Genomic DNA, 24964 nt, shown 5'->3' with positions numbered 1-24964 from the left:
TTAATTTAGCGGTATCTAAACATCCTGCTACTTATGAAAATACAAAAAAAGATTACCACACTCGTCGCATTTATGATTTACGTTGCTGCCGCCCAGGCCCAATTTGGAGGGCTTGGTAAAAAAATATTGGATAAAGGCACCGAAATAGCCTCGGGTGGTGGTTTAAACAAAATCCTGAAACAGCCACAGGCCATTACAACCAGTTTTAAAGATGTAAACAAAACAGGTTCTAAACCACCATCATTTATTGAAGGGCAGCAACCCGATCCGTTGTATCTTTTACCCAAAGCGCCCGGTGGCGGTTTTAAACTATGCGCCGGCTTTTTTGAAATGACCAATAAAAGTTATTGCCTGCATGCCGGTACACATGGCCCAAGTACCGGCGACGGCTATATGCTGGCACCGGTATTGGGCCCCAAGGCTGATGTTGTAATACTGATACTTAAAAATGCAGAAAAACATCCCGAAGTAAAACAGCGCAGTATACAGGTATTACTTTGGGCAATAATTGCCCGTACCCGTTTTGCCGATTTTGGTACAGATATTAAACTAACAGCAACCACCCTATTATCTCCGCAGGAACTGCTTATGCTGGAGGGTGGCGCATTGGGCGTACTTCCGGCAGGCCTGATAGCAAAAGCCAAAGACCAGCTGCCACCCGCCGCCCAAAGTGTTTTTGAGGCCGAGAATAACATCCGCCAGCTGGCTGCATCGGGCAACGCATCATATGAAGAAATGGAAAAGTACGCCATGCTGGCCGGCATAGCTCCGCAACCTGATCCGGAAGTGCCATCGGGCATATGGTCGTTACACCCGGATGGTTATTATATCCGTTATTTTCCGAGGGGATATTCGGTTACCAACGTACAGATATATGTACCTAAAGAATTGATTAATACCAAACCCGACCTGGTTTATGACGGCCCTAAAGGCATTGCCTGCCCTGCCAACGTAGGATCACAGCGGCTTGCCCAAACCAACGAGCCGCTAAATGCAGATTATAGCAAAAAACTAAAAACGATTTGCACTCCGTAATGCAACAATCATCGAGAGAGTTATTTCTTAGATCTGTTTAAATTTGGTTTGCTAATGTTTTTATGCTTTTATGAAGGGACAACAACGTATCTCGCATGGTGGCGAAGACTCACCCGGCGAGGCTGCGCCCGCCACCCTCTCTTCGGCTTTGCCGGAAAGAGGGACTTGGAAATTTACATTTCTTAATTACCTTATTATCAACAAATAAAATACCACTACCCTCTTTCCACCGCAGGTGAAGAGAGGGTGGTCTGGCGTAGCCTCGACCGGGTGAGTCGTAGCCTGCGTTCAAGCGAATGTTTTGTAAATTCCAACACATGTGCGTAGGTATGAAGCAATAACGATCAGTTTTTTATTTTTAAACTGCTACTTAGATCTGTTTAAAAATGAAGTTTATTCAATGCCGTTGGCTAAGCCAACGGCATTGCTTTTTGCTTAATACATAAATATTCTAAATCACATTTAAACAGCGACCCAGAACTAAAGACTTATAACTAACACCAGGTCACAACCTGAAATTAAGCGATATATAGGGATACCAGCCTTCTTCGGAGTGCCCGGCAAGCAGCTGCAATACGGTTAAACTTGCGGGTGCAAAATAGAGACCACCACCTGCGCCTGTGTGCCATTTATCGGAGTGTTCGCCACTGACCCATACCCTGCCGGTATCATAAAAACCGGTAATGCCTAATTGTCCCGGTAAAATATAACTGGCTATATCGGCAATTTTCACCCGGCCCTGCAGGTTATTAAAAAACATATTTTGCCCGGCAAACCTATTTTGCAGGTATCCCAAAAGGTTCCCCTGGCCACCCAGGAACATGGATTGATAAAACGCCGGTTTGCCAAAGCTGATGCCGCCGCCTATGCGGTCGGATAGTACGATGTTTCCTTTGGCATCCAGTGGCAGATAGTATGTAAACTCGGGTTTAATTTGCACAAAAGCTTTTGAATAATCATTAAGCCCCTTGTACCCGGTTAAAGTAACTTCAAAATAGTACCCTTTAAATGGCAATACGTTGTTATTGCGTTTATTGCTTGTAAAATTCAGCATCAAACCCAGGTGGGTTTTGTTTTTATTTACACTTGCACTATCATAGGAGTTGATAAGCGATGGCTGCGAAATAAACCTGCCCGTGTTATCGTCGGGGCTGTAGTGATAGTACTGTGCAGATGGCCCTGCGCTAAAAAAGCTTCCTTTGCCGGTTTGCCAGCGTAACGCAGCGTCAAATTCCAGGGTGTTAAACCTTGCCCTGTAATATTTGCGGTATCCTTCGCTTTTAACTAATACGGTTTCGTTTCCGCGGCCAAAAAAATTGGTGGTATTATCGGGCGCCAGGATATTTCCTTTCATTACAAAATCGGCTTTCCCAATAACCTGCGCCCATTCGCCGCTGTAATTAAGTCTGAAAGCATCGGTAGCAAAAGCATGGCTGATCATCAATTGTTGCCGGGTAGCATAAGGCAACTTGCGGAAACCATCATACCCCGTATACTTAAAGCCCAATCCTAACAGAAAACCATCATCGGCATTAATGGCAGCTGTTGCCAGCGGCATCCAAACGTTATATAAATTAGTTGGCCTAAACCTGGTGGCATTTGTATCGGCCGACAAGCGGTTGCTTAAACGATTGGTTTTGCCGGTGAAAGTAATACTATCTTTTGAGCCGTAAACAGGTATGGTATTTACCGAGTTTTTGATATCGTAAGTTTTATGGCCGGTACTATCAACAAACCTTAATTTGATGGGCGACGTATTGTTATCAACCGCAATATGATCGTCGCCTCCCGAAACATAAATCCTGATTTCTTTAGTGATGGCCGGATCATAGGCTATATCCATATATGGTCCTTTTACATCGTCGCTTTTGTTAAGCTTGTCAATTTTAACCCGCAGGGTTTTATCCGGCTCTCCCGTAATGGTAAGCAGTTCGTCTTTATTAGTTGTACGGATATCAACAATCCTGTTTACAAAATAAAAATATTGGCTCATGGCTGCCGGAATGTTGTCCCTGCGTTTTTTTAATATCGCCAGCAACTCATTATGCCTTAGCCGGTAGTTTTCTTTGGGCAGCAGTTTAAGGCCGGCTTCCAAAACATCATCAGTTTCGGCTTTAACAAAGTCATTAACAATCTTCATCCACTGCGCGTAGGTAAACTGCACATCGGGCGCTGCATTCAAAAATTTTGTTTTAAATATCGAATACTTTACGTGAGGAATATCGGCAGTAAAATTTCCTAAAACGGGATCTATCCAGGGCAGCGCGGCTATGGATGGCAACAAACCCTGGTTAACGTGAAATACCTGGTCCCTATCGCGCGGTACCGGCAAATAGGCTTTTTGCTTGCCATCAATGTCGCCTGCCCATCGCCATTGATCTTCATGACGGTCCCAGTCGCCTATCAACAGATCGAGCATCCGGGCACGCAAAAACATTTCACCATCTAATCTGCTGTCATAGCTCTTGATTAGGGCACGCTCCATCTTAATCGTGTTATCTGATGGGCCTGCCGGCTCACGTTCTTCCAACAGGCAAATTAAACCTGTAAAAACCTTGCTATACTGGCCCAAAGCAGCATCATCGGCTACAACGCCAATCACCGGGTTGGCATGCGGCACACGGGCGGCATCGGCCAGCGGCGGCACAATCAGCGCCGAATAAGGGTGCTGGCCGCTAAACTCATCTCCTATCCAGTCAACAGCAAAAGTTCCCTGCAAATTTTCGGGCAGCAGTTTATCCGGGGCTTTCTCTACACTGCGCAGCACCCACTCTTTTCCATCTTTATCCTCCAGCCGCAGCGATTTCGATTCCATACCGCCACCTTGTTTTAAGGGAGAAAGTCCTCCTTTAAATTTTGATAGCCGGATGATAGGCAGCTTAACCGGCTGGGCCCAGTCTTTACGGAAGTTTTCGCCAAACAGCCAGCGATGCACCCCGGTTACATCATCATATTCCGGATGCGCACTTATGGTAATACTGTCACCAGTCATTTGAGTTTTATTTGCGCGGGCGCTACTGGTTATTTGTGCATTAGACGCTAAGGAGCCCACAGCGAATAAAAGGATCAATGGTAGTTTTTTCAACATAGTAGTGTAGGTATTGTTGCCAATCTCCGTTCAATTTACGAATTGAGCTCAACAATCCGGAAAAAAAACTGGAGGCAGTTTGTCATACCAAAGCTACAAAATTCGAACCCTATCATAAATCACTACAAACCAATTAATTAAACAAAGCCAGCAATATATACGTAACGATATTTCGCCAATTGATTAAAATATCGTTTTTATTTCGGTAAAAAATAGAAAAGCGGGCTGCTTTTACTACTCGATTAAAACACAGACAGCGCAGGCAGTTTAATATTTCAGGTTCGGAAAATCTACCTGGGCCTGTTTAAACTGGGTTTCCCATTCGTCTTTCCAGCCGAAGGCAATGGTGGCCTGCGCTTTCAGATTGGCACCGGCAGCCCCGCTCCAAAAATGGATAAACTCGCCCCAATTAAGATCATGGGCGTATTCTTTACCGTTTTTGGGATAGTATTTGGCCAGCAGGTCGAAATATTTGTTCAGTAATTGGGCTTTGCCATATTTGGAATAGATTGGGTAGAACCAGTTTTTGAACCATTGTACATGCGGCACAGGGAAATCATCGTACTGCGACTGCATTTGATCATATACCCGGCCTGCTTCATCTTTCATACCAATGTTCATGAGTACATCGTAGTTGTAAATCTCCATAAATTTGCTGTCGCCCCAAAGTGCGTCAGATGGTGAACCTTTAACGCCATGGCTGGCGCCGCTTACAATGTGCCCGGTTTCGTGAATGGGCATGCCTATTTGCTGGCCGGTGGGCGCTGTCCAATCATCAAGGCCGCAATCTATGGTATTCCGGTAATCATGGCTATCGTCAAAATACGAAGCGGGATGACCACCGCCATAGGTACCTTTATGAAAAACGCAGTATAGCTTTGTAGAATCGCCAAACAAGCCGTAAGTTTTTTTGGCATAAGCCCAAACAGCCGACATGGTTTTATATGGCCAGGTAACTGAAGTTTCCATGTTATCGTCGTAATAAACGGCAGTATTTTTATCATAATAAACCAGGTGCAGCAAAAGCTTATGCTCAAACCAATGTTCCTGCCATGTTTTAGGCGGTACGCCTATTTTATTGGTATCGGGTTTAACAACCGTAACCGGCGCAGGGGCAACATTATTTTTTGATTTACCGCATGAATTATGCACCGTGGCTGCTGTTATTAATGTGCATAGCAGTATTATTTTTTTAAATTTCATAGTAGTGTAATGAAGGGTAGTCTTGAGTCGAAAGTCTTAAGTTCTAAGTCAGAAAAGAATAAATTTACCTTAAGACTTAGTACTATTAAATTAACAGTAGCTAATGTTTACAAGAGATTGAGAACCACAAGAACTTTATGAACACATAGGCCTTATATAAAGGCAGATAAAAAGATTAAAAAATGGGACCAGCCATTACAGCCGGCCCCGGATTCATAGGTATAGAAAAAATCTTAGGTGCGGTTACCAACCTGTATTTTGTACCAGTTGCTTATCGCTATCCACATCATTTTGTGGTATTGGATAAAAGTAATTCCTTTTTTCAAAAACACGGTTTTCAAATGTTACCACGTTATAAAACTCAGGCGGATTGGTGCTGATGTTTAATGCCTTAAACGGACCGTTATCGGTGGTTTCGGCTATTTTCCAACGACGGGTATCAAAGAAACGGGTATTTTCAAAAGCAAGTTCTACGCGGCGCTCTTTCCTGATGGCTTCCCTAACGGCAGCCTGCCCTGCCGGTGCCGGCAGTGATGGGCTACCGTATTCGGGGATGCCTGCACGGTTCCTGATAAGGTTAACATATTTTAAAATATCGGCATTGCCCGGCGAAGCTTCATTTAAAGCCTCGGCGTAGTTCAGATAAATTTCGGCCAGCCTTAACATTACCCATGAGCGGCCGCCTGTGCGCCAATCGCCTATCGGCTCGTTTTTGCGTACAATATAACCCGTTGGCGAATAATCATTACCACCAGTTTGCTTGCCAGAGTTGCCGGTGTTATAGGTTTGGGTAATAACCTCGCCGCTATTGGTGTTTAGCCATTTGCTGCCGTTATAAGTAATGCCTACATAAAAGCGCGGCTCGCGGTTTGTCCATTGGTTATAGGTACTCCGGGCCTGATCATCATAGGGTGCCTGAAAATTGGAGAAGCCGGTAGCAACATAACCCGAACCATTATCGGTTATTGAACGGCCGTTTGCCATAAAGTAGGCATCAACCATGGTTTGCGTGGCGCCCAAGCCGCCGCTGCCCCTTACCTCATCGGCATAACCGGAGTGGTAAGGTGTGGTTTCATACTGCCTGTTGGTTACGCCGGCATCAATCCTGGCGTAAATGATTTCCTTGTTCCAGTCAACCAGCATTACGTCGCGGCATGACAGGTATGGGCTAAAGTTACCCGAAGCATCGTTTTCGCGGTACAAATCAAAAGTGCCGGGTACAAACTGATCAAGAAAGGCTTTCGCTGCGTCGGCTGCTTTTTGCCATTTGGTAGCATCGTAAGTTTGGTTAATAAGCTTTTTTCCATCGGCATTTATCATACCGGCATAGTCTGTATTACCATTAAACAACGGGCTGGCAGCATACAACAACACCTGCGATTTTACTGCCGTTGCAAAAGCTTTGTTAATACGGCCAAGGTTATTGTTATTTGCGGCTTTCAGGGGCAAATCGGCAATGGCAGCATCAAGCTCGGTGGTCACATAGGTTACGCACTCATCAAACGAGCTGCGGGGTAATTGCACATCGGCAAATGAAGCATCAGGGGCTATTGTTTTATCACCGGTGATAACAACCGGGCCGTAAATACGCATCAGCCAAAAATAATAGATAGCCCGTAGCGCCCTTGCTTCGGCTTTGTACTGCGTTTTCAGCGAGGCAGGCATATCAGAAACCTTATCTACATTATCCATAAAGATGCCGGCCGAGCGGATACCGCGGTAATAGGTTGTCCAAAAACCGCTTATAAAACCGCTGGACGCATCGTAATTGCCATTGTTGATATTCTGGGTGGCCACAAAACCCCAATCATACTCTGCTTCATCAGATCCGCCTGTCCACTCGCCAATGCTGTTGTCTGATCCGGGAAAACGTTGTGATGCTTCATCGGGTATGGCAGAGTATACGTTGGCTAAAAACTTTTCGGCTGTGTTACGGTTTTTAAAGGTTTCATCAAGGGTAAGCCTGTCATCGGGCACCTGGTCTAAAAAGCCTTTTTTGCATGATGAGCTAACAGTTAACATACATGCCAGCGTTAAGGCTACTATAATTCGTTTCATTTTATTATCTTGAATTAAATGTTACTTCTGTTAATTAAATTGAGCGCTCAGGCCTAATGATATGGTTTTAACATTTGGGTATGCAGTGCCATTGCCGGTATTCAGCTCAGGGTCCCAAAGTTTAAACTTGCTGAAAGTAAGCAGGTTGTAACCCATAATATAAATACGCGGGTTACTCATGCCAATTTTGCTCAGTGAAGCTTTGGAGAAGGTGTAACCAAAATCAAGCGTTTTAAGGCGGATAAACTGTACGTCTTTTACCCACCATGAACTATGCTGCGTGTTGTTGGTATTGTCACCATCGCCATAAGCTAAGCGGGGGTAAAACACATCCTGGCGCGGGCTTGCTTCTGTCCACCTGTCGGTGATGTTGGCATAGGCGTTACTGATGCCTCCATTGGTTGAAAATGGCTGGATAGCATTACCCGATATATACCGCGACGCATGCCCGGTTCCAACAAAGAACGCGCCCAGGTTAAAGCCTTTGTAAGCTACGTTAAAGCCTAAACCATAGGTCAGGAAAGGCACATCGCCTTTGCTTATTTCCGTTTTATCGTAAGCGTTAATAATACCATCGTTATTTAAATCTTTGTATTTGATATCGCCTGGTTTAATGCTGGCTTTGGCGCCGGGGGTGGCGCTGCTGTTTATCTCTTCCTGGGTGGTAAATAAACCTTCGGCTATGTAACCAAAATCTGCCAGTACGTTATGACCGCGCTGATCATTCCATGCATATTTGGGGGTTGGCTGGTCGTTTTCTACAACAACATCTTTGTTATAGGTGATGTTGCCTCGTAAATTTAATACAACCTTACCTACATTAATACGCTGCTCGATGGTTGCATCAAAGCCTTTATTATTAACTATACCAAGGTTGGCGTAGGGTGACGATGACAAGCCAACATATCCGGGTACCGCAGCCCTTTGTAAGAAGATGCCTGTACGGTGCTCCTTAAACAAATCGAAGGTAAGTGAAAACGAATCGTGCAGGGCGCGGATATCCAAACCCAAATCTTGTTTGTGTGACCGCGACCAGCTTACATCAACCCCATAGTCGGTTATGCTGATACCACTTATTCCGTTGGTATTGCCCAAACCATAAGTGAAACCCGATGAGCCGTCAGACAACAAAGTAAGGTAACCAAAACGCCGCCCTAAACCAATATCGCCACTACCCACAATACCATTGCTGTAACGGAATTTGAAGAACGATATAGCGTCTTTTAAAGGCTCAAAAAAGTGTTCTTCAGATACAAGCCATCCCACACCAAATGCAGGGAAGTATCCATAGCGTTTTTCGGGAGCAAAGTTTTCCGATCCGTTGTACCCCACATTAAACTCGGCAAAATACCTGTCGGCAAATGAATAGGTTACCCTTGCCGCCAAACTGCGGATGCGATAAGGAATAGAGGTAGCAAAACTACCGGCAGGAAAATCCGACCTGTCTTCCTGGTTAAATAACAATAACCCGCCTACGCGATGTTTGCCAAAGGCATGGTCATAGTTAAAAGACGACTCGGTATAAATTTTATTTGAGCCACCGCTTGATGCGTTATAGCTGAGGTAATTTCCGTTACCTGTATAGGTGCGTACCAGGTTTAAAGTACCATCGGCGTTATAGGGCGTATTTTGGTCGGGATACCAGGTATCTTCGCGTTTTTGGCGTAAAATGCTGTTGCTGTTGCTGGCATCAAACGCAAATAAGGTATTGAAAGATAAACCCGGCAGCCAAAAGCCAAAATCCTGTGTAAGCCTGATGTTGGAGTACAACTGGTTGGTAAAAGTTGTGCTGTATCCGCGCCTGGTTAAATCGGCATAAGGGTTACGCTGGTCGCCATTAGGGTTTACGCCCGGAACGTAGCCGCCCGGATACTCAATAGGGAATACCACCGGCGATACGATCATGGCCTGCCCAAAAATATCGCTTGCCGATATTGCCGGATAATTGCCCTTGCCCACATAACCCTGAACGCCTAATGCCACTTTGGTGGTTTTGGTGATATCCACATCAACGTTACTGGTAAAGTTATACCGGCTGTAATCGATATTTGAATTATAGGTAGATAGCTTATCTGTTTTTAAAAGCCCACCCTCGTTATAATAACTTGCAGATATGTAATACCTTGAATTTGGCCCGCCACCTGTCATGTTCACATTGGCCCGCCTGTTGCGGCTGGTATTTTTAAATACAGCATCAATCCAGTTGATGTTGGGATAAAGCAACGGGTCTACATTATTTTGCGTGTTTTGAATATACTGCTGCGAGTATTTGGCAACGCCACCCCTGGTGATGTTGGCTTCATTTACAGCATTCATGTAAGTAATACCATCGGCCATTTCGGGCTTGCGGGTAAATGAGGTAAAGCCTTCATAATAGTCGGCATCTATCTTCGGCTTGCCAACTTTGCCCCTTTTGGTTTGCACCAAAATAACACCGTTTGCACCACGCACACCATAAACGGCTGTTGCCGATGCATCTTTCAGGATGGTAAATGACTGAATATCCTGCGGATCGAGGTTATTGATTGACCGGGTAACACCATCAACCAATACCAGCGGACCAGTATTGTTATTGGTAAATGTAGATATACCGCGAATCCAGATATCAGCCTGGTTGCTGCCCGGTTCGCCTGAGCGCTGAACACCAACTATACCTGATAAACGGCCGGCCAGCATAGTGCTGATATCGGCAACCGGTTGTTTAAGTTCGCCCACATCAACTGTTGATTGCGCGCCAACCAAACTCACCTTGCGCTGTGTACCATAAGCAACTACGGCAACTTCCTTTAACTCATTTTGCGGCATAGGCACCATTTTAACGTCAATGACTTTGCTGTCCTTTGCCATTATTTCCTGGTTTTGGTAGCCAATAAATGCAAACACCACAACCTCTGCATCGTTATTAACCTGTATCTGGTATTTACCGCTGTTATCGGTAATGCCGCCACGATCGGTTCCTTTAATCCTCACGGTTACGCCGGGCAAAGCCTCGCCTTTTTCGTCAACAACCTTACCCGTTAAAATGCGCTGTACTGCCTGGATAGGTTCGGGGATTATCTCCACGTACCGTATCAATATCTCATCATCAAGCACAGTGTATTTATAGGGTGTTTGTTTTAGTGCATTATCCAGCACTTTGCCCAACTCCTGGTTAGATACCTTTGCCGATATTTTTATTTTACTATTAGCTACTGTGCCGTTGTAAGTAAACTTTACACCAGATGCAGCAGAAATATTATCAAGCGCTTTGCTTAATGTAATATTTTTTAAATTGACGCTTACGTGCTTCTTCAGTACATCCTGGCCATTTGCAAAACTTGCGGCCATTGATAAACTTGTGCTGCACAAAACCGCTATAATTACTGTGCTAATCCTCATAAAAAGCATATACTTGTGTCCCCTATTGCGGGATACATTAATTTTCATATATTCACTTCAATAAAAATGTTAAAAAAACAGCAGGTACCTCCGGGGCTTCCAATCCATTGGGGTATTGCTTTTGACTATGACGTTTTTTGATTATCAGTACAATGCCCCCTTGCCCGGGGCATTACTGATATATAGAGCGTAAGAATTTTAACTCAAATGTCTCCTCCTCCTTTAATGATCCATAAATTATCTTTGCTGATGAGCGATGCATGAACCACCAGCGCCATTTTCTTTAAAAACTGCACGGGGCTTTCACCCGGCTTTATCCGCCCAAAAAACAGGGTGTTCTTTACCTCGCCAATTACCTGTATTTTCATGTTAAAGTTTCTGCTCACATCTTCGGCAATATCCTTCACCAATACATTGCGGTATTCATAATACCCGTTGCGCCTGCCCATTACCGCTGCCAAATCAGGAATTGGCAATATTTTGGTTGTTTTTTTGAGTTTATTATACACTACCATGTTGGTAGGCGATAGCAAAACACCCGATCCGCCATCGGTAAATGAAACCTTACCCGTTACCAATGCAACCACAATTTCTTTATGCGATTTAAATGACGAGATATTAAATGTGGTACCTAAAACCCTGGTACTGGTTGTGCCTGTGTGTACAATAAACGGATGGTGCTTGTCTTTGGCGATATCAAAAAAGGCCTCGCCCTCAAAGCTGATCTCCCGGGTTGTGCCCACAAAGGCCAGAGGATAAGTAACCGAACTTCCGGAACCCAACCAAATCACCGATCCATCTACAAGGTTAATTATTTTACGTTCGCCCGGTTTGGTAACTACGGTGTTGCTTTGCGGCTTTACCGGTTTGCTGTTGTTATGCCATAGCAATCCAATGCAAACGGCCACTACAACAGAAGCTGCAGCAGCTATTTTATAAAAATAATTTCTTGTTGTGGGTTCGGCAGCTTTGGCGGCTTTTATGCGTTGCTGTAAACCATCAAATATCCGTGCTTTGGCCTCATCCTCTTCCAGTTGGTTTTCATATGGCCACTCAAAGTCTTCCTCGCCTTTGGCCCGGTACCACAACAACAATTCGTCCCGCTCGGCTGGTGTAGCCGTTCCGTCAAGGTATTTTTTTATTAAGTACTTCTGATAAAGCTCGTCCATATTAAGCAGCAATTAAAAGGGAGTACACTAAAAAGGCATTTACCCTTAGTGCATTTAAAAAAAAGTGATAAAAAGCGATTTTTAATAAAAAAAGCAGCGGCTAATCAGCGCAAACGCATAAGGCAAATTGAAATGATTGTGATTAAGCTATGACACATAGTCCTAAGTTGAAAGTTTTGGGTTCTAAGTCAAAAAAACAAATTGGGCTTTTGACTCAAAACTTAGTACTATTAACTTAACACTAATGGTGCTTAAGGAAAATAATGAGCAGCATAATTTCCTTTAAATTTAAGCGCAGCACCTTAAGGGCTTTTGTAAGGTGGGCTTCTACCGTTTTTTCGGCAATATTCATCTCGGCGGCTATTTCCTGGGCCGATAGGCCTTGCTGGCGGCTGTATTTATATACCTGCCGGCATTTTTCGGGCAATTGCTCAACAATGCCGTTAACGTACTCTTCTAAAAATTTGGCATGTACCAAATCTTCGGGTAAATCGGCCATCACGGTTTTGGCTATCCCTTCAATGATCTGGGCTTGCCTGTTCCTGGTATATACACTTTTAAAAACTGAAAATTTGATTGCCGTGGCCAGGTACGAGCTTAAGGTTTCTATTTTAAGGGTGCCTTTGCGGTTCCATAAACTAAAAAAAACCTCCTGTACAATTTCTTCAGCGGCATATTTATCTTTAGTATAACTATATGCCAGGGCGACCAGCCTTTTCCAGTAACGGTTATAAATTTCAGTAAATGCAAACTCTTTACCTTCGGCAAGAAGATTGAGCAATTCATTATCAGCAAAACCTACGGTCGAGTTCATTACGTATTACCAAACTTATTGCCTAAATTATTAATAATTTGTTAAGAATACGGCATATTTTTTGTTTTATCAATAGATTGACCGCAAAAAGCTTAACATTTAATATTTTCAAAAAATTCCGGTCTGTTTCATTTGCCTCTTTTTTTATGTTGATACCAACATAGTTACAAACCGCAATTGCCCATAAAGTAAAAAAGCCGCCTTGTAAACCACAAGGCAGCCTATTAACTTATTATTAACTGTTTAGTTTAAAGCAATGGTTTCGGCAATGCGCCTGTCGCCGGTTCCTCCAACATATTTATAGTTTAAGGTAAACGTTTTGGTGGCCGGGTCATAAACGCAAACGCCGTTATTTTGGATAGTTTGATTTGCCGCACCGGCTGCAGATGTTACTGTAACTGTATTATCGCTGTTTACTTTCAAATTCATAAAGTAATTACTGCCGCCCAAATCGGCAGCCTCGCAACGTACGGTATTACCATCAATGGTAGTTAATGATTTGGCTCGTGCGCTCCATGTTCTGTCGCTGGCCGGGTTGGGGAATGCAATTGAGCCGTTGGCTGTGTAATCGCCCTGGTACTTGCTGGCTACATTTATAATATAATATACTGCTTTATAATAGTTGATGGCCTGGCCCTGCGCATCTTTTATGGCAACAGGCAACATGTATTTTGTGCCCAGTACCAGGTTTGCAGTGGTAATATTAATTACATAGCTGGCTGTTAGTTGCCCCGCCGGGATGTTAACCGTGTTACTGGGTATGGTAAAGTCGGCGGCGGGCAGCGGTACATAAGTATCGTATTTTGATTCAGACGGATCTGGAAGGCTGGTGGCATTTGCTACAGCCGCGGTACTATCGGCAGTATAAAGCGACCTGTGTAACGTATTTAACTGCGTTACAACCGCATCATCAACCGCCATAGTAACTGTTACCGCGCTGGTTAAAGGCTTTACTGCCGATACCAATACAGTGGTAGCCAATGGCTGCGGTGTTGAACTGATAAACTGCGAGATATTGTATTTAAAGCCACCGTTTTCGAATGACGCAGGACCGGCATGGGCGGCAATAGGTAATTCTATCGAGGTAGCCATCTTTTTATAATCGTAATTATCTGCAACTTTTGAGCAGGAATTTAAAAGTACCGTAAGCACCATAATGGCCAAAGAAAGTTTAGTAAAGTTTTTTTTCATGGGTTAACTGTAAATTTTATGGATTTGTGATTTGCCTTATTTATAGGGGAGTACATTAAACAGGCATATACCCTTAGTTACCTGATCAAAAAGCTGCAAATAATTTATCGGGGGCGAAAATTCGCACCCGGCCCATAAAAAGGATACCCGGACGGCAGAAGGACACGGCTATAGTTGGATGCCGGAAATGAAGGCTTGCAATATAAAAAGCCGCTAAGTACGCGGGAGCGTACTGCAAATGTCTGAATTAGAAGAGCCCCAAATTTGGGGCCCTTCTCACCTATCTTTAAATAACAAAAGAATTGTTGCCCGCTTTTAACATATATTGTTTGGCCTTCCACACCAATATGCCGGTAGTGGTATGCGGCAAATTGACATTTATTTGCCAGCGGCCGTTTTCAAATTTATATCCGGCAAAAACCTTTCCGTTTGGATGGGGTATTTCGCCGCTGATATCTTTTAGAGCACCTAAATGGGGTTCTATTTTTATTTTGGCAAAACCCGGCGCGTAGCTATCGATACCTAAAACCGTTCTGAAAAATTCGATGTTGGGGCTTGCTCCCCAGGCATGACAGTCTGAACGGGTAGTATTAACATCAGAATACTCGGCCCAGGTAGTAAGGCCCATGGCTATATTTTGCCGGTAAATACCCAGCCAGTTCATATAATCGTTACCTAAACCTGCCTTTACCAGCGCCTGGTTAAGGTAATATTTAAAGTAAACCGAGCATTGGGTTAAACTGGTATCCTTAAGCATCCCCCTGGCCACCGCAGGCATGTAAGCATTGCTCACCGTGCCGGTAAGTATGGCCAAGGCGTTAACATGCTGCGAGAAGCCTTTTCTTTCCTTAGCATCGGCATATAATTTTCTGCCGGCGTCCCAGTATTTACGCTGTATGGTAGCCTTTAGCTGGGCGGCTTTTTTATGGTATAAAACGGCATAGTCATGCAAACCTATTTTGGCTTCCATTTCTGCCGCCCATTGGTATGCCCACAGCAGTTGCAGGTCATAAATAGCGGCGCTGCCATCTTTGCCTTTTACCTCGCCCCACATGTTACCGGCCCAGTCAACAAAGGCCCAGTACGGGGTATCTTTTAACGAGCCGTCGGCTTGTTGATATTTACTAAAAAAATCGAGTACGCCTCTTTCGCCCAGCAATTTATTTTTGATAAAGTTGTTATCGCCACGGTACATCCAGTAATCATGCAGCATGCCTATGTACCATAACGAGAATGGTGAAATAACCTGCGTACCTCTTGATGGATAGCAACTGGCGGTTACACCTTCGGGCAAGCGCGAATGATCCATCTGGTTAAGGGCGTTGCGTGCCAGCCGGTTATCGCTGGTGTTATAGTACGATATCATGGCCTGGATACGCGTATCGCCAATGTATTGCAGCTGCTCGTAATACGGGCAGTCGGTATAAGTTTCCCATGCATTAAGCCTTACGGTGCGCCAGCCAATATCCAGCATTTGCTTCATTTCGGTATTATCTGTATTCAATACCGATGCGCGTTTAAAAGGATAACCTGTAAAAGTGCCATACAGGTCATCAACTACCAGCGGGTCGTTTTTAGTTTGCACAATAAGCCTGATGTAACGATACGTGCGAAAATTAAGCGTTGTGAATGATTGCCCCTGGCTGCCATCGCCAACCAGGCTGTCTATCCTGGCTACAAACTCCTTGCCCTCCACATCATTACGGTTACCTTTAATAACGCCCTTGCTGCCTTTTGCGTAAAGCGATTCGGCATAGCCAAGCGATATGCCTGCATCCTTGCCGCCGCTAAAATTTAAGGTTACATAGGCATTTGTTTCAAAAGTTTGATCGAGCACCAGCGTAGCCGTAGTGTTTGCGGGAATGGTTAAGGGAGTCTTTTTTTCCGGAAAGCCCGGCGCAACGGTTACACCATCCGCTCTGCGTAATTGAACAAGCCGCTGGTAGGTCATTTCCCTTGGGGGCAGGGACGATGGCACCAATGCCCATTCTATGCCCCAGGCTGTACCTTTAAGCCTTCCGTCGGCCACTTTACCGGCGGCAAACCAGGCGCTGTCATCGTAACCGGTGGCCGTCCAGTCGCCTTTTACGGCCTGCCGCATATCTACCATCTCTCCCCTGCTGGCAGCAAAAAAATACCCCGGTACTGGCTGATGCCCCATATCACGGATGCACTTCCAGGTATTGTTGGTGTTTAATATATCTTCCTTTGCCGAATTACCCTGTAAAATAAAACCTGTGCGTACGCTTATTTGGGCCGCGGGGCTGTATTGGGCCTCATTCCAAACAAGCGCAGCTATGGTGTTCTTCCCTTGCGATAGATACGGTGCCAAATCAACAGTTTCGTAATTCCAATAATAGGTATCGCCCCGCGCGGGCCCCAATGATACCAGCTTGCTGTTAACATACAATTTATAACGGTTATCTGCCGATATATGCACGATGAAAGTTGCCGGTTTACCTGCAATATCAATGTTTTTACGAAAGTAGTAAATGCCATAATTCAGGCCGTTGTCGCCAGGCAAAGCTATCCAGGCGGCATTCCATTGCCTTGGGGCGACATTGTTAACCGACGATTGAGCACCGGCGTACTTTGCCGGGAATATACCAAGCGCGAGTATTATAGTAACAAAGAAAATTTTCATTAGGACTATCTGATTGGTTGAGCAATAATATGCATTTACTGCATAAAAAGCAAAATAAATCGTTTTAGCATAAATTTATATTTTTTACTTGAAAACCACGGCCTGCTATCCAAAGTAATATGCCAGGCGCAGATTTAAATCAGGGGCAAAACCAACACAAAGGATTTCATTTAAAGCCTTTGTGTTGATGGGACGATAAAATTCAGACGGCGTTTTTTAGAGACGAGTTCCTGATCTTCAGATCGGTTTTTAAAATAATAGATTGCGCTTTATCAGGCGCCGCATTGCTATTGAGCCTCTCCAGCAAAACACTAATTACGTTATCGGCTATTTCCTCAACGGGTTGTGCTATCGCTGTTATGGGCGGCGAGTGGAGTTTGAAAACATCATAATCATCAAAGGAAATAACAGCTACATCCGCAGGGACTTTAAGGCCCATTTCATGCATTACCTTCAGTCCGCAGGTACCGATGTGGTTGGTACCAAAAAGGATGGCATCTACATCGGGATTTCCTTTAAAAAAATCGCGAAGCGGCCCCATGATCTGCTCCTCATCCTGGTTAAAGACAACCTCTTTCACGATGGTGGGCTTCAGTCCGTCGCTTTTCATGGCATCCTGGTAACCTTTTACCCTATCCATCATTTGAGTTTGGTGCGATGCGAAGGTTACAAATGCTATGTTCTTGAAGCCTTGTTCCTTTAAATGTTTGGTGGCGTTATAGGTGCTGAAAAGATTATCAACCTCAATAAAATCAGTTTTAACGCCGGGCAGGTGCCTGTCGAACAAAACCACGGGCATCCCATCTTTTATCAGCGATTCAATATCTTCTTCTATCCCCTCAGGCGGGGCCATGATGTAACCATCTACATGCCTGTCGCGAAACATGGCTATCAGGTCGCGGGTTTTGCTGGTATCGTTATCCGTGCTGCAATAAATAATTTTGTAGCCGTTTTTGTAAGCACGGTCTTCAATCAGGCGCGCAATACTGGCGAAGAAGGGGTTGGAGATATCTTCCACCATTAATCCAATGGTGTTTGATTTGCCGGTTCGTAAACTTTTGGCCAGGGAGTTTGGCTTATACCCTACTTCGGCCACATATTTCATCACTTTTTCAACCAGGTCGGCACCTATACGTTTTTCCTGGGCCCGGCCGTTTAAAATAAATGATATCGTAGTTTTTGATACGTTTAACGCGTTCGCGATATCAACGATAGATAATTTCTTTTTCACCCGTTTATATTAGTTATTTCAAATATAGGGGAATATATCAAATTATATGAGTATGGCCAAAAGTTAATCGATTTATTTTGGCAGTAAATCGATTAACTGAACGCAATTTGATGGGCTGTTATAAAAAGACGCGACAGCTATGCCGATTTTTTGTTTAACCGCGGATAGCTAAAACCAAATGCAAATATAACAAGGTAGCAAATAATAGGCAAATAATAGGCAGTAGCCACGTTATGGTTGGCGATTAAACCCATAAAATAGGGAAACAACCCTCCACCTACTACGCCCATTACAATAAGGGATGATGCCAACTGGGTATGAGGCCCCATATCTTTTATACCCAGGCTAAATATAGTAGGGAACATGATACTGAAGAAAAAGTTAATGAATAACAAAGCAATAAATGATGGCCAGCCAAAACCTTGTGCCACAATAATACACATGATGATATTGCAAAGCGCAAAAGCGGCAAGCAGCTTGTAAGGTTTTATAAACCTCATCAGGAAAGTACCTGCAAACCGGCCGATGATCATCATCACCATACTTAACGAAAAATAATAACCTGCGTTTTCATCAGAAAAATGCATTATTTCATGGCCGTAATTAATAAAAAATGCCCACGTCCCCCCCTGGGCCGCAACGTTAAACAACTGCGTAAAGGCGGCGAAAATAAAATGGCGGGGCCTGATATGCTCTTTCTTTTCATCTACGTTAATCAATGAATCATTGGCATAGGAATCATCCGAAATGATATGGGGATCTGTTAACGGTGGCACTTTTATAAACGAAAAAAGTAAAGCTACCAGTGCTATAACGGCACCTATGATAATATAAAGCTGTTTCACAGATACCAGATCATTTGAATGTTCCTGGCCTGCCCTAAGTATAAAATAACTTCCGATAACCGGACCAATTACCCCGCCTACCCCGTTAAATGCCTGCGAAAAATTGATACGCTGATCGCTGGTACGCTGATCGCCAAGTGACGCTATGAATGGATGGGCAACGGTCTCGAGCGTGGCCATCCCACAGGCCAGTACAAATAACGCTACTCTGAAAAATGTAAAAGATTCGGCGTTGGCAGCCGGGATAAATAAAAACGCACCTATGGAATAAAGGATGAGCCCCAATAGCACCCCACTTTTATATCCAAACCTTTTCATAAACATCCCTGCGGGAATCCCCATTATAAAATATGCACCGAAGATGGAAAACTGCACCAACGCCGACCGTGACTTGGTAATATGCAGCACTTTTTGAAAGTGCCGGTTCAGCACGTCGCCAAGCGTCATGGATACGCCCCACATTAAAAACAGGGAGGTTACAAATATTAATACCACAAGGTATTTACGTTCGGTAAATTTTACTGGAATGCTCATTATTCAGGTTTAATCAGTTTTTCGATTGGTGGCCGTAAATTAATTGAAATGTTTGAAATTGTAGGATACTAAATCGATTTATTTTTAAATCTTATTTTTAACGAAATTGAAAGTATGCTAACATTACTCTGCTTTAACAGGATCGTTATAAGGCTGTACCAATAATACCGGGCTATCATTACCCAATACATCGGCATCAAACTCTATTTTAATACTTTTCGACTCGCCCCGCATCAAACTAAAATAGTTATCGTTCATCAAGGCAGGTAATACTTGTTCGCCGTTACTTTTCCTCACCGCCTGCGCCCGTATAGCAAATGCTGCCGCCGGGGATGACGCCGGGTTGGTAATGGTAGCATTGATATAGTATTTACCATCGGCCCTGGTTATTTTCGAGGTTACTTTCAGATTAACTTTGGGCAGGCTGTTAAGCGCGGTAAAATCGGTACGCTTGTTACCCCGCCAGTAAAAGCTATCGGACACCAGTTTGCCTGCTTTATCGGTTAGTTTTAGTTTGATGAAATGCACCTCGCTTAAACCGTTGCTTTTAGGCTCGCCGCCATATACTTCAAAATCCCACAGCGAGTAGCCCCAGCCCGAGCCGCGGTGTATGCCCTGCATTTTAACATAGCGGGCCTTGGTTTCGTCAAAAGTAAGCTGCTGTATGCCGGTTTGGCCATCTTCGGTATCATATACATCGCGCCATTGTTTAGCATCGTTGGATACCTGGATTTTAAAGGCTTTGCCGTAAGCTTCTTCCCAGTTGAGTTTTACACCGTTCACTACCTGCTCGCTACCCAGGTCAACATAAATCCACTCATTATCGTTTTGCCTGCTGGCCCAGCGGCTGCCGCTATTGCCGTCGGTTGCCAAAGCAGCTTCCATGTTTTCAAACGAGGATGCTACCGTAGGTTTGTTCAAAGCTAAATTGGTGTGTTCTTCTTTAAAATTGATGGTAAAGCAATTCACAGCGGCGTTGGCAATGGCATCTACCTGTTTGGTTTGGTGGTAATCGCTTACAGGTTTACCGTCGGTGTTGTAAACCGCCACTTCGGCTGTCAGGTCGTTTACATTGCTGCCTGTCGTATTAATAACCTTAACCGAGTTGTTTACCGGGTTCCATTGAATGTGCAACGGCTCGCAGGCTTTTTTTGCCCCCCAGTAGGCCCCTGTGAGGTCGTAATAGTAATCATAGGTTTGCCATACCAGCGATGGGTAGGCCGATTGGCTCATCCAGGTCATGATGCCCGATGCATCTTCCCACATGTTATCTTCCCAGCCCTCGTACATGGCCTTATTGGTTTCGATATTGAGCAGCTGCGCTTTGCGGCAATAATCCTGTATGCCTGTTGCCGTGCCATAGCGCTTATTAATGCCTTCATCATACCTGTCCGGCCCGGCATTACCTGCCGATGGACCAAAGAAATGCAGGTTCCACATTTCGTTACGGGGCCATAGTTTGTCCTTAGGGATAAATTTTTTAAAGCTATCGTAATTGGTAAACACCGCCGTACCAATCTCGCTGCGCAGGCCCCAGCCCGGCGATCCGCCAAAACCATTTGGGAACCGGCTAAAATACCAGCGGGGATCAAAGTTAGTCCAGGGGCCGCTGCCGGTTAAGCTGCCGGCGTGCGAGTTGGGCTGATAGCGCCTGTCGCCTCCATCATAATTGCTGATGTCTTCGGCCAGCCAGCCGTTTAATGGCGGCATGGGGGTGCCCTCGTTATCGCCGCACCAAATGGCTATGGATGGGTGATTGCGGAAACGTTTAATTTTTTCTATCGCGTTGGCGTTAAAATTATTGACATCATTGGGCAGATTGGGGATGGAGTTGAGCCAAAAATCGTCCCATATCATCATGCCATATTTATCGCAGGCATCGTAAAATTCATCATCGGTGGTCGATCCTATCCAGTTGCGAACGATGTTGAAGTTCATTTCCCGGTGCAATTTAAGCTTGGTATCGTACTCGTTGCCGCGGCAGCGCAGCATGTACTCGGCCATGCCCCAGTTGCCGCCTTTTAAAAACACTTTGGTTCCGTTCACAAAAACATGCAGTACATTACCTACAGTATCGTAACTGTATTTTTTGATACCGAATTTAATGACCTGGCTATCAGATACCTCGTCGCCCAGTTTAAGGCTCAGCTTGCAGGTGTATAAATTCGGCTCGCCATAGCCGTTTGGCCACCATAGTTTGGGGCTGTTGATGGCTAACTGCTCAAAGCGTTTTTTATCCAGTTTAATTTCTGAGGTGGTATTGGCCCCCACAAACACCTTTTGCGAAAACTCAATATTGCCCGGCTGAATAGTGCCTGTTAATACCCCGGTTTGAAATTTAGACGTGCTGTTTTTTACACCGACCGCTATCGAGACATCGGCCCTTGCGTTAGTTGGCAATTCGGTGCGGATCCAGGGATCCTGTAAGGTAATACTGCCGGTATTGCTCAAGTATACTTTATCCGTTATCCCCGAATTTAATCCCGGAACATAAGGCATCCAATCCCAACTGGCTGATGGGATATAGGTTGGGCTTGCATAATTAACCAATGGATTAACCGGGCAGTACACCAATACGGCTAAAACGTTTGAGCTACTTTTGCTCATTAAACCTGTAACGTCAAAATTGCCGCGCTGCATAAAGCCATCCAAAACACCAATTTGTTTGCCATTGAGGTAAATCTCGGCTTTGCGATTGATGCCCTTAAAGTTTAACCAGATTTTTTCTTTGGTATAATTTTCCGGGATCTTAAATTCGGTACGGTACCAAAAATTGCGGTCGTATTTAGCCTTATCAACCTTGTAAATATTATCGCCAAAGTTGGGGTTTTTCTCCAGACCGGCTACCACGTAGGCATTAAATACGGTACCGGGCACCACACCTTTAACCCAGCTGCCTGCGTCATAACCGGGTTTGTAAATATTAGCGCTATCGGCGCCCACCTCGGCCTGGGCTTTTACCTTCCAACTGGTTTGCGGATTGGCACTGCCGAGGTAAACGATATCTTGCGCCGATGCCCCGGTGCAGGCAGCAACACAGATCATGAAAACTGATCGCTTTAAAAATGGGGGAAAATTAAAAGGCATTATGGGGTGATGTTTAGTTTGAAATAATATATCGCATGGCGGCGAGTCGACTCACCCCGACGAGGCTACGCCCGTCTGCCCCTCTCTCCGACTGCGTCGCATAGAGGGGCGAAAAAACAGAAAAAAAAGAGCTCAACCCTCTTTGCGGCGCAGCCGGAGAGAGGGTGGTCGGGCGTAGCCTCGACCGGGTGAGTCGTAGCCGGCGTTCGACCGAAATGTTTGGGTAAACCCCAACATATCAGGGATAACTCATCGAAGTACACGGGCAAAGACCTCTGCGCGCGCCCTTCGACAGGCTCAGGGTGACAGTCCCACCCAACTCAAAAACACAAAAAGTAATTAATAAACACGAAATAATTACGTTCATTTTTTTTAGTTTGATGTGTTTTTTGAAAGCGAAAATGGTTTATCCTCAGCAGCCAAACCACGATTCATATTTGGCTTATCCCCCATTTCAAAACGGAGGATACCGCCGGCCATAATATCGCCGTGTTTAATAAAATTGTGCGTATAAGGCTTGCCATTGAGCGTAGCCGATTGGATGTATACGTTTTGCTTGCTGTTGTTATTGGCCTCGATGATGAACTTATTACCATTCTCTAAACTGATGGTCATTTTTTTGAAGGCCGGGCTGCCTATCACATACTCATCAGTGCCGGGGCACACGCTGTAAATACCCGCCGCGCTTAGCACATACCATGACGACATCTGGCCTTCATCCTCATCGCCGGGGTAGCCGTTTTCGCCGGCGTTGTACATTTTATCCATCACCTCGCGTAAGTGCTGCTGTGCTTTCCAGGGTTGGTCGGCATAGTTATATAGGTATAACAGGTGATGAATAGGCTCGTTTCCCTGCGCGTACTGGCCCATTTTAAAGGCAGCCATTTCGGTCATCTCGTGAATTACCTGGCCATAGCCTCCAACTTTAATGGTACCCGGCTCGGTAAATACGGAATCGATCTTATCAGTAAAATTCTTATCGCCACCCATCAGGTTAATCAAGCCCTGCACATCCTGGAAAACCGACCAGGTCCAATGCCAGGCGTTACCCTCTGTATAGGGGCCGCCCCAATCCATCGGGTCAAAGGGTTCAATCCAGTTGCCTTTGGCATCTTTGGCCCGCATAAAGCGTGTTTTGGGGTCGAACAGGTTTTTGTAGTTGTACATCTGCCGGCCAAATACATTTTCATAGTAGGCGTTACCGGTTTGTTTGGCCAGCTGGTAACCGCAAAAATCGTCATAGGCAAATTCCAGTGTCCAGGCGGTTGATCCTTGTGTTTGAGGCGTGAAAGGCACATAGCCATCGGCAAAATACTCCTTCCAGCCGGGCCTGCCGTTGGCGCTGCCCCATGGGCCTTTGTTGGTAGCCTCGTGGTAGTAAGCAGCCAGTGCCTGCTTTGGATCGAAGGTGCGGATCCCCTTAACCCAGGCATCCGTTAACAGGGAAATAGAGTGGTTGCCCAGCATCCCTCCTGTTTCGGCCGGGAACGACCAGGCCGGCAACCAGCCGCATTGCTTCTGGGCATCTAACAGGGCCTGCACATACTGCCCCTGCATTTTTGGGTGAATAATGGTATTCAGCGGAAATTGTGCCCTGAAGGTATCCCAAAAGCCATTATCGGTATACATATACCCATCATGCGTTTTACTATCGTAAGGACTGTAATAATAAGGTTTACCATCTTTACCGTACTCAAAAAACTGGTGCGAGAATAGGTTGGCATGGTACAAACAGCTATAAAAAGTGGCCTTATCATCCTCGGTAGCACCTTCAATTTTCATGCGACCAAGCAAGGTGTTCCAAACCGCGTCTGCCGCTTTGCGGGTATCGTCGAAGTTCTTGTATTTACCTAATTCGGTTTGCAGGGTAAGTTCGGCCTGTTCGGGGCTGATGTAGGATGATGCGACTTTGGCCTGCACGGTTTCGCCATCTTTAAATTTGAGGTAGGCGCCAACGCCATCACCTTCGGCAGCTAAGTTTTTGGGCGATAGCTGATCTTTCTTGTTTTCCCAGGTACCGTAAGTGGCAAAAGACTTATCAAAGGTGATCACAAAATAGTTTTTAAAACCCTGCGGCGCCCAACGGCAATTGTTAACCCAGCCTATGACCTTACGTTCGCCTGGGATTATCTTTACCATGCTCATTTTGGTGTAGCCATCCAGCACCAGGTAAGCACCCTGCCCCTTGGGGAAGGTGAAGCGTAAATGTGCACCGCGCTCGGTCGGCGTCATTTCGGTGGTAATATTGTTATCCAGCTTTACTTTGTAGTAGCTGGGTTGGGCAGTTTCGTTTTCGTGCCTGAAGCCGGCAGCTCTTTTATCCTCATTAACCACCAGATTACCGGTTACCGGCATTAGCGAAAACACAGCGTAATCATTAACCCATGAACTGCACTGGTGCGATTGCTGGAAACCACGGATGGTATGCTCAAAATACTGGTACTTCCAGCCGTCGCCGTTTTTGCCGGTTTGGGCCGTCCAGGTGTTCATGCCAAAAGGTAGCGCGGTGGCCGGGTAGGTGTTACCGTAGCTAAACTCGTATTTGGTATTGGTACCCTGTCGGGTGTTTACGTATTTAACCAGGTTATCGCTTTGCGCAAATAGCGCACTGGCCCATAAAAGCGCCGGAACGCATGTAAGTAACCGTATTTTCATTTGGCGTATATAATGGTTTATGCCGATGATGG

14 protein-coding genes are annotated in these 24964 nt (G+C 45.1%); 2 read left to right on the top strand and 12 right to left on the bottom strand.

What is annotated here, in order from left to right:
• The first annotated feature begins 33 nt into the window (after positions 1-33).
• Positions 34-1035 carry a hypothetical protein gene (locus PQ469_RS08445; RefSeq protein WP_274212562.1) on the top strand — a complete coding sequence of 334 codons (1002 nt, stop codon included), beginning with the start codon at positions 34-36 and terminating at the stop codon, positions 1033-1035.
• A 70-nt stretch (positions 1036-1105) separates the two neighbouring features.
• Positions 1106-1243, top strand: coding sequence for a hypothetical protein (locus PQ469_RS08440; RefSeq protein ID WP_274212561.1), 138 nt, complete (start codon positions 1106-1108; stop codon positions 1241-1243).
• A gap of 297 nt (positions 1244-1540) precedes the next feature.
• On the opposite strand, the gene PQ469_RS08435 is transcribed toward PQ469_RS08440, so the two are convergent.
• The 12 genes from PQ469_RS08435 to PQ469_RS08380 all read right to left on the bottom strand — a co-directional run bounded on the left by PQ469_RS08435 (position 1541) and on the right by PQ469_RS08380 (position 24932).
• Positions 1541-4123, bottom strand: a complete 2583-nt coding sequence (locus PQ469_RS08435) for a BamA/TamA family outer membrane protein (RefSeq protein WP_274212560.1) — start codon at positions 4121-4123, stop codon at positions 1541-1543.
• 267 nt (positions 4124-4390) lie between these two features.
• Positions 4391-5326: a hypothetical protein gene (locus tag PQ469_RS08430; protein WP_274212559.1), complete on the bottom strand. Its 936-nt coding sequence runs from the start codon at positions 5324-5326 to the stop codon at positions 4391-4393.
• Positions 5327-5569: 243 nt separating this feature from the next.
• Positions 5570-7384 carry a RagB/SusD family nutrient uptake outer membrane protein gene (locus PQ469_RS08425; protein ID WP_274212558.1) on the bottom strand — a complete coding sequence of 605 codons (1815 nt, stop codon included), beginning with the start codon at positions 7382-7384 and terminating at the stop codon, positions 5570-5572.
• 30 nt (positions 7385-7414) lie between these two features.
• Complete coding sequence (locus PQ469_RS08420) at positions 7415-10762, bottom strand: SusC/RagA family TonB-linked outer membrane protein (protein WP_274212557.1); 3348 nt, start codon at positions 10760-10762, stop codon at positions 7415-7417.
• Positions 10763-10965: 203 nt separating this feature from the next.
• Positions 10966-11931: a FecR family protein gene (locus PQ469_RS08415; protein WP_274212556.1), complete on the bottom strand. Its 966-nt coding sequence runs from the start codon at positions 11929-11931 to the stop codon at positions 10966-10968.
• Between the two features lie 241 nt (positions 11932-12172).
• A complete protein-coding gene (locus tag PQ469_RS08410; RefSeq protein ID WP_274212555.1) occupies positions 12173-12745 on the bottom strand; it encodes an RNA polymerase sigma-70 factor in 573 nt (190 codons plus the stop codon).
• A gap of 243 nt (positions 12746-12988) precedes the next feature.
• Positions 12989-13936, bottom strand: a complete 948-nt coding sequence (locus tag PQ469_RS08405; protein ID WP_274212554.1) for a BT_3987 domain-containing protein — start codon at positions 13934-13936, stop codon at positions 12989-12991.
• A gap of 286 nt (positions 13937-14222) precedes the next feature.
• Positions 14223-16580: an alpha-L-rhamnosidase-related protein gene (locus PQ469_RS08400; RefSeq protein ID WP_274212552.1), complete on the bottom strand. Its 2358-nt coding sequence runs from the start codon at positions 16578-16580 to the stop codon at positions 14223-14225.
• Positions 16581-16782: 202 nt separating this feature from the next.
• A complete protein-coding gene (locus tag PQ469_RS08395) occupies positions 16783-17811 on the bottom strand; it encodes a LacI family DNA-binding transcriptional regulator (protein WP_274212551.1) in 1029 nt (342 codons plus the stop codon).
• Positions 17812-17948: 137 nt separating this feature from the next.
• Complete coding sequence (gene fucP, locus PQ469_RS08390) at positions 17949-19190, bottom strand: L-fucose:H+ symporter permease (RefSeq protein WP_274212550.1); 1242 nt, start codon at positions 19188-19190, stop codon at positions 17949-17951.
• A 123-nt stretch (positions 19191-19313) separates the two neighbouring features.
• Positions 19314-22235 (bottom strand): discoidin domain-containing protein, encoded by a 2922-nt coding sequence (locus PQ469_RS08385; RefSeq protein WP_274212549.1) that lies wholly within the window; start codon positions 22233-22235, stop codon positions 19314-19316.
• A gap of 414 nt (positions 22236-22649) precedes the next feature.
• Positions 22650-24932, bottom strand: coding sequence for a GH92 family glycosyl hydrolase (locus PQ469_RS08380; RefSeq protein WP_274212548.1), 2283 nt, complete (start codon positions 24930-24932; stop codon positions 22650-22652).
• Positions 24933-24964 lie beyond the last annotated feature (32 nt).

It is taken from the genome of Mucilaginibacter sp. KACC 22773 (assembly GCF_028736215.1).
GTDB lineage: Bacteria > Bacteroidota > Bacteroidia > Sphingobacteriales > Sphingobacteriaceae > Mucilaginibacter.
This window is presented reverse-complemented; position numbering and strand designations above follow the sequence as displayed.

Coding starts and splice junctions, on each gene's coding strand:
- PQ469_RS08445 (WP_274212562.1), top strand. CDS start 34: ATGAAAATACAAAAAAAGATTACCACACTCGTCGCATTTATGATTTAC.
- PQ469_RS08440 (WP_274212561.1), top strand. CDS start 1,106: ATGAAGGGACAACAACGTATCTCGCATGGTGGCGAAGACTCACCCGGC.
- PQ469_RS08435 (WP_274212560.1), bottom strand. CDS start 4,123: ATGTTGAAAAAACTACCATTGATCCTTTTATTCGCTGTGGGCTCCTTA.
- PQ469_RS08430 (WP_274212559.1), bottom strand. CDS start 5,326: ATGAAATTTAAAAAAATAATACTGCTATGCACATTAATAACAGCAGCC.
- PQ469_RS08425 (WP_274212558.1), bottom strand. CDS start 7,384: ATGAAACGAATTATAGTAGCCTTAACGCTGGCATGTATGTTAACTGTT.
- PQ469_RS08420 (WP_274212557.1), bottom strand. CDS start 10,762: ATGAGGATTAGCACAGTAATTATAGCGGTTTTGTGCAGCACAAGTTTA.
- PQ469_RS08415 (WP_274212556.1), bottom strand. CDS start 11,931: ATGGACGAGCTTTATCAGAAGTACTTAATAAAAAAATACCTTGACGGA.
- PQ469_RS08410 (WP_274212555.1), bottom strand. CDS start 12,745: ATGAACTCGACCGTAGGTTTTGCTGATAATGAATTGCTCAATCTTCTT.
- PQ469_RS08405 (WP_274212554.1), bottom strand. CDS start 13,936: ATGAAAAAAAACTTTACTAAACTTTCTTTGGCCATTATGGTGCTTACG.
- PQ469_RS08400 (WP_274212552.1), bottom strand. CDS start 16,580: ATGAAAATTTTCTTTGTTACTATAATACTCGCGCTTGGTATATTCCCG.
- fucP (WP_274212550.1), bottom strand. CDS start 19,190: ATGAGCATTCCAGTAAAATTTACCGAACGTAAATACCTTGTGGTATTA.
- PQ469_RS08385 (WP_274212549.1), bottom strand. CDS start 22,235: ATGATCTGTGTTGCTGCCTGCACCGGGGCATCGGCGCAAGATATCGTT.
- PQ469_RS08380 (WP_274212548.1), bottom strand. CDS start 24,932: ATGAAAATACGGTTACTTACATGCGTTCCGGCGCTTTTATGGGCCAGT.